Source organism: Stenotrophomonas sp. 05L44_2, from assembly GCF_056665995.1.
Map to the genome: position 1 here is coordinate 1 of NZ_JBFTNR010000209.1, position 5625 is coordinate 5625.

General features: G+C 67.8%; 3 protein-coding genes and 1 pseudogene. 1 reads left to right on the forward strand and 3 read right to left on the reverse strand.

The features are described from left to right. Positions 1-57: 57 nt before the first annotated feature. Both AC1VAN_RS09180 and AC1VAN_RS09185 read right to left on the reverse strand, forming a co-directional pair. A pseudogene (locus AC1VAN_RS09180) lies at positions 58-1256 on the reverse strand (DUF4785 domain-containing protein). A gap of 11 nt (positions 1257-1267) precedes the next feature. Then, positions 1268-2146 carry a hypothetical protein gene (locus AC1VAN_RS09185; RefSeq protein ID WP_025875463.1) on the reverse strand — a complete coding sequence of 293 codons (879 nt, stop codon included), beginning with the start codon at positions 2144-2146 and terminating at the stop codon, positions 1268-1270. Between the two features lie 233 nt (positions 2147-2379). Here AC1VAN_RS09185 and AC1VAN_RS09190 point away from each other — a divergent pair, with 233 nt between their 5' ends. Beyond that, entirely contained in the window at positions 2380-3222 is an 843-nt protein-coding gene (locus tag AC1VAN_RS09190) for an acid phosphatase (protein WP_480985678.1), read from the forward strand. Between the two features lie 145 nt (positions 3223-3367). Here the strand turns inward: AC1VAN_RS09190 and AC1VAN_RS09195 are convergent. Further along, a partial coding sequence (locus tag AC1VAN_RS09195; protein ID WP_480985679.1) for a TonB-dependent receptor occupies positions 3368-5625 on the reverse strand: 2258 nt, incomplete at its 5' end.

Genomic DNA, 5625 nt, shown 5'->3' on the forward strand with positions numbered 1-5625 from the left:
ACGCGGGGTGACACCGCGTCTGTGGCGGGCCGGACGTCCGGCCCGCCACGCCCTGCTTCAGAACCGCAACGCCAGCGCGCGCGACTCGATCGGTGCCATCCGGCTCTGGTCCTGCAGCTGCAGGTCGCGCAGTTCATAGGGCGCACCGAAGCCGGCAGGCAACGCGGCCTGGTCGAAGGGCAGTACCAGCGCGCCGCGGCCCGGGCCATCGAACCACGCTGCGGCATGCGCCTGCGCCACCGGCTGCAACTGGCCGTTGGCTGCGGTGGCATACAGGGTGCCGCGCGCCTCGTAGCGGCCGGCGGCGGCCACCTGCAACGGCAGACTGACCTGGCGGCTGGCCGGGTCGGGGGCGGCCTGGCCGGTGAAGCGTGCGGTTGGCCGCGCCACGGCGAAGGCGACCTTGCCATCGCGCAGCACGCCGTCGGCCTGGCGAACACCTGCAGTTCCCACAGGCCCTGTGCGTTGCTGGCCTCGGCCGGAATCCTTACCTGTGCACGCAGGCTGCCATCGGTGGTGCGCAGCAACCGCTGCGGCCAGCTGCGGCCATCGGGTGCGACCAGCAGCGCTTCGCCGCCGAGGCTGTCACGCCGTGTGCGCAACGCCGACGCGCTGGCACCGTCTTCCAGCAGACGCGCCTGCAGCTGCACGTTGCCTCCGGCCAGCACCTGCGTCTGGCTGGCCTGCACTTCCAACCGCAGCGGGCTGTTGGGCTCCAGCACCTGCACCACATAGCGGCCCTGCGCCTGCGCACTCTGCAGGCGGTAAGCGCCGGCCGCGCTGGTGGTGCCGGTGCGCAGCATGCTGCTGCCATCACCGACCGGCATGCCCGCATCCTGCAGCTGGCGTGCGTCGACACTGCGCGCGACGCTGCTGCGCCCCGCCGGATCACGTACCTGCAGCGAGCTTGCCGGCAGCGCGCGGGCGCCCGGCGCCGGGCTGAGCTGGATCACCGCATCCGGTGCGCTCAGTGGCAGTTCCAGGCCGCGCTGCAGTTCGGCAGCGTCGACCTGCTGCCAGTAGCTGCGGCTGATGGCGGCCTGGGGACCGGGGGCCTGCAGTGGCTGTGCCGGGTCCAGCGCCCAGGCGAAGGCCAGCGGCGAGTGCTCGCTTTCATCGGCAGGCAGCGGCGCGGCAACCAGGCCGGCGGGAATCTGGTCGCCAGCGGCAACACGCAGCGGCTGCGCGGCCTGCGCCGATGCAGTGGAAAGGACCGCCAGCACGGCGGCAGCCAGCAGGGTGGAATGGATCGTCATGGTCATCTCCCTCACTGGGTCAGGTCGTTGCGCAGGATGCCGCCGAGGCCGAAGCACTCACGGCGGCTCTGGTTGTGGCTGAGCGGCTCGGCGCCCTGGGTGCGCGCCTTGTCGGTGAACCACAGGGTGCCGGCCGCCTTCTGGCTGCTGCACTCCAGGAAACCGTCCGAGCACGACGACAGCCAGTTCTGGGTGAACTCCAGGCCGACATTGGCGGAGTAGCCGCCGCAGTAGCTGTTGCTGTCCCACACTGCCGATTCCACATCGCTGCCGACCACTGCGCGGAACGGCTTGGGCAGGGCCGGACGGCCGGCGGTGCCGTACAGGTTCTGCGCGTTGTAGGTGGCCATGTGCCCCACCTGCTGCATGCGCACGGCATCGTTCTTGTAGCCCAGCAGCCAGCCCAGCGAGGTCTCGAAGGTGTTGCCGTTGAGCACGGCGTCGGCCAGCGGCGTACCTGCCGAGGAGGGCGCCAGCGCAGTGACCTTGCGCAGCCGGTTGATGATCTTCGGGTAGCGGCTGTCGTAGGTGGGATTGGACAGGATCCAGCGCATCACGTTGCCGCCGTTGGAATGGGTGATCACCACCAGCTGGGTGATGCCCCGGCTGTCGATGAAGCCGGTAAGCTGGTTGGCCAGGCAGCCGGCCGCTTCCGGCTTCCACATGTACTGGGTGAAGTCGCAGTTGATGACCACGTAGTTGCTGCTGTTCGGCAGGCCCTGGCGGACGGTGTCGATGATCGCCGGCTGCCAGTAGTCCTGCGTGGCATTGGTCTGCGCGCCGGTGCCGTGTACGAAGGCGACGCCGTACACATCGGCGGCCTGCGCCGGTACGGTCGACACCCCAAGGAGCAGGGCCAGAACGGTACTTCCTGTTGCGGTGCTGCGCATCGCGTCTCTCCCTTTCAGCGGATCCCCCCGGCCCGGCTGTGACCTGATGCTCGTGGCGGCAGCGCGTGAAAGTCCGTGCGCTGCGCCCGGATTCAGCAGATTGCCGACAATTGATTACCGTTTTCATCCAGTGCAGCGGGACCATGCCGGGTCTGGCCGTATGACCGATGGACGCTGCGGCCGGCAATCGAGGCTGCGATCATGGCCGGCGAGTTCCCTGCCCGAGTCTGCCCATGTCGTCGATCCTCCCCCCTGCCCGRCCGCTGCTGGGCCTGGCCATCGCGTTGTCGCTGGCCGGCTGTGCCGCCACCACCACCAGCAARCCGACCGCCGTCGAAGCCAACRTCACCACCAAGGCCGTGGGCTACCTGGACAAGACCGCAGTGCCGGCCAGCATCGATCTGGTGCCGGCACCACCGGCCGCCGGCTCGGCGGCCTTTGCGCTGGACGAGCAGGTCAGCCGTGAAGCACGTGCGCTGCGCGGCAGCCCGCGTTTCGCCCAGGCCGGCGTCGATGCCGAACTCGGCTTTCCGGAAGGTGCCAACCATTTTTCCTGTGCCGCCGACATCGACGTCGATGCAGTGAAGACCCCGGCCCTGTACCGCCTGCTGGAGCGCAGCCGCATCGACGCCAGTGCTGCCACCAAGGCTGCCAAGAACATGTACCAGCGCCCGCGTCCGTTCATGGTCAACGGTGAGCCGACCTGCTCGCCGAAGGATGAGGAGGGGCTGCGCAGCAACGGCTCCTATCCGTCCGGCCACACCTCGATCGGCTGGGCATGGGCATTGATCCTGTCGGAGATCGCACCCGACCGCGCCGATGCCATCCAGGCGCGCGGCCGCAACTACGGCGAGAGCCGCCTGGTGTGCAACGTGCACTGGCAGAGCGACATCCTCGAAGGCCGCTTCATGGGCGCCGCCGCCGTGGCCCGCCTGCATGACAACGCGGCGTTCAACAGCGACCTGCTTGCCGCGCGCAGGGAGATCGCTGCTGCGCGCAAGGCCGGCCTGCATTCCAGCCGCGACTGCGCCACCGAGAACGCCGTGCTGAAGGTGCGCCCGCAGAGCGCCTTGTAATCCACCGCCGCTGCGCTCGCCGGGCATGGCCCGGCGCTACCGGGCGCGACGCATGGGTAGCGCCGGGCCATGCCCGGCGGACGCGAAAAACAGAAGGGCCGGCATTGCGCCGGCCCTTCGTCATTTCATTACTGCTGCAGCCGCATCAGAACTTCGCGGTGAACTCCACGCCCCAGGTACGCGGCTCGTTGAGGAAGCCGGTCAGGTTGTTGAAGTCGATCGCGCCGACCACGCGGGTCTGGTTGGTCAGGTTGCGGCCGAACACGGCCACGTCGTACTGGCCGTAATCCCAGTTGTAACCCAGGCGCAGGCCACCTTCCAGCGAACTGCGGCCGCGGAATTCCGGCGACTCGTAGATGAAGAAGTTCACCGCGCTGCGGTAGGCCCAGTCGGTGTAGGCATACAGCTCGCTGCCATCGCTGAGCGGGAAGCCCACGCGCAGGGTCGCGTTGTGGATCCACTTCGGTGCCTGCGGCAGCGGATTGCCGTTGACCAGCGCATAGGTGCCGCCATTGATGACCGTGGTCGGGTCGGTGATGGTGCAACCGCCGCCACAGACCGCCACCGCCAGGTTCTTGTCCTTGATCTCGGTGTCGTTGTAGCTGCTGCCGAAGGTCAGCAGCACGTTGTCGGCCAGGTAGGCTTCCAGGTCCAGCTCCACGCCCTGGCCGATGGTCTTGTCGGCGTTGAGCAGGGTGGCGGTGTTGTTGGTGCCACCGACGGCGATCAGCTGCTGGCCGTCCACGTCATAGCGGAACACGCTGAAGCCCAGGCGCGCACGACGTTCGAACAGGTCGGCCTTGATGCCGGCTTCGTACGAAATCACCTTCTCCGAATCGGCCTGCGACAGGCCCGGTGCGAACGCCAGGCGACCCTGGATCGACGGTGCGCGGAAGCCCTTGGCCACGCGTGCATAGGCATTGACGTTGTCGGTCAGCTTGTACACGCCGCTGACATCCCAGCTGACGTCGTTGACGTCGGTGTTGGCCAGGTACGGACCGCTGACCGGGGTGCCGAACGGCACGGCCTGCAGCACGCTGGCACTGAAGTCCTTCTTGTCCTGCGTATAGCGCACGCCGGCACGCAACTTGAAGCGGTCGGTGACATCGAAGTCGCCCGAAGCGAACACCGCCCATGCCTTGTTGCGCTGCTGCTGCACGACGTGGCCGGTCTGCGGGTTGCCCGGGGTCAGCGAGTCGTAGTTGAAGTTGTTGATGGTGACGTCTTCATCGAAGTAGAAGACGCCGGCCTGCCAGTCGAAGCGGCCCCATTCGTTGGATTCCACGCGGAATTCCTGGGTCCACTGGCGGTGGTGCGGCAGGCCGTCGGCCGACTCGGACGAGAACGGAATCAGGCCCGGGCCGGAGTTGCCCGCGCCGAGGAACGCGGCGCCGTAGCCACCGTCGATGTCGCCGCGGTTGAGCGATTCGGCGGTCTCATAGCCGGTGATCGAATGCAGGGTCACCGAACCGAGGTTCCACTGCAGGCGCGCGCTGCCGCCCCAGGTTTCCAGGTCGGAGAAATTGACGCCGTCGTTGGCGACCTTGTCGCGGTCGAAGTTCTCGACCAGCGCGTTGCCGCCCTTCTCGATGATGTTGGCGCGGAACAGGCGCGCGGTGCCGTTGAGCTTGCGCTTGTGCAGGTTGAACAGCGCTTCGAAGTCATCGCCTTCGTACAGGAACTGCACGCGGCCGGCTGCTTCGTCATAGCCTTCAAAACCACTGTTGGGCGCACCGGCACGGGTGTTGTCGACCCAGTCGTCACGACGCTGGTAGATGGCCGACACGCGTGCGGACCAGCGGTCGGTCAGCGGGCCGCCGTAGGCGCCCTGCACGTTCCAGCTGTTGTAGCTGCCATAGCCCACGCGCACGTAGCCATCGGCATCCTGCGACGGCCGCGCCGAATCGAACTTGACCACGCCAGCCGGGGTGTTGCGCCCGAACAGGGTGCCCTGCGGGCCGCGCAGCACTTCCACGCCGGCCAGGTCGAACAGCGGGAAGCCCTTCAGCAGCGGGCTTTCCTGCACCACATCGTCGTACACCAGCGAGACCGGCTGCGATGCATTGAGGTCGAAATCGGTATTGCCCAGGCCGCGGATGTAGAAGCGCGGGAAGGCACGGCCGTAGGACGACTCGATGTTGAGGCTCGGCACGCGCGCAGCAAGGAAGCGGATGTCATCGCCCGCCGAACCGAGCACGTCGAGCTTTTCGCCCTGGATCGCGCTGATCGCAACCGGCACGTCCTTGGCGTTCTCGACACGACGCTGTGCAGTCACCTGCAGCGCATCGAGGGCGACCGGATCCTTGGCGGCGGGGGTTTCCTGGGCGGCTGCTACCAGCGGCAGCAGGGCGGAAAGAGCGACAACGAGCGGGCGCGCGACCGGAGAGCGGCCACGGGAAGTAC

What these genes read in the sequence shown, in the direction of transcription:
- AC1VAN_RS09185 (WP_025875463.1), bottom strand. Translation starts at nt 2,146, where the DNA reads ATGCGCAGCACCGCAACAGGAAGTACCGTTCTGGCCCTGCTCCTTGGG.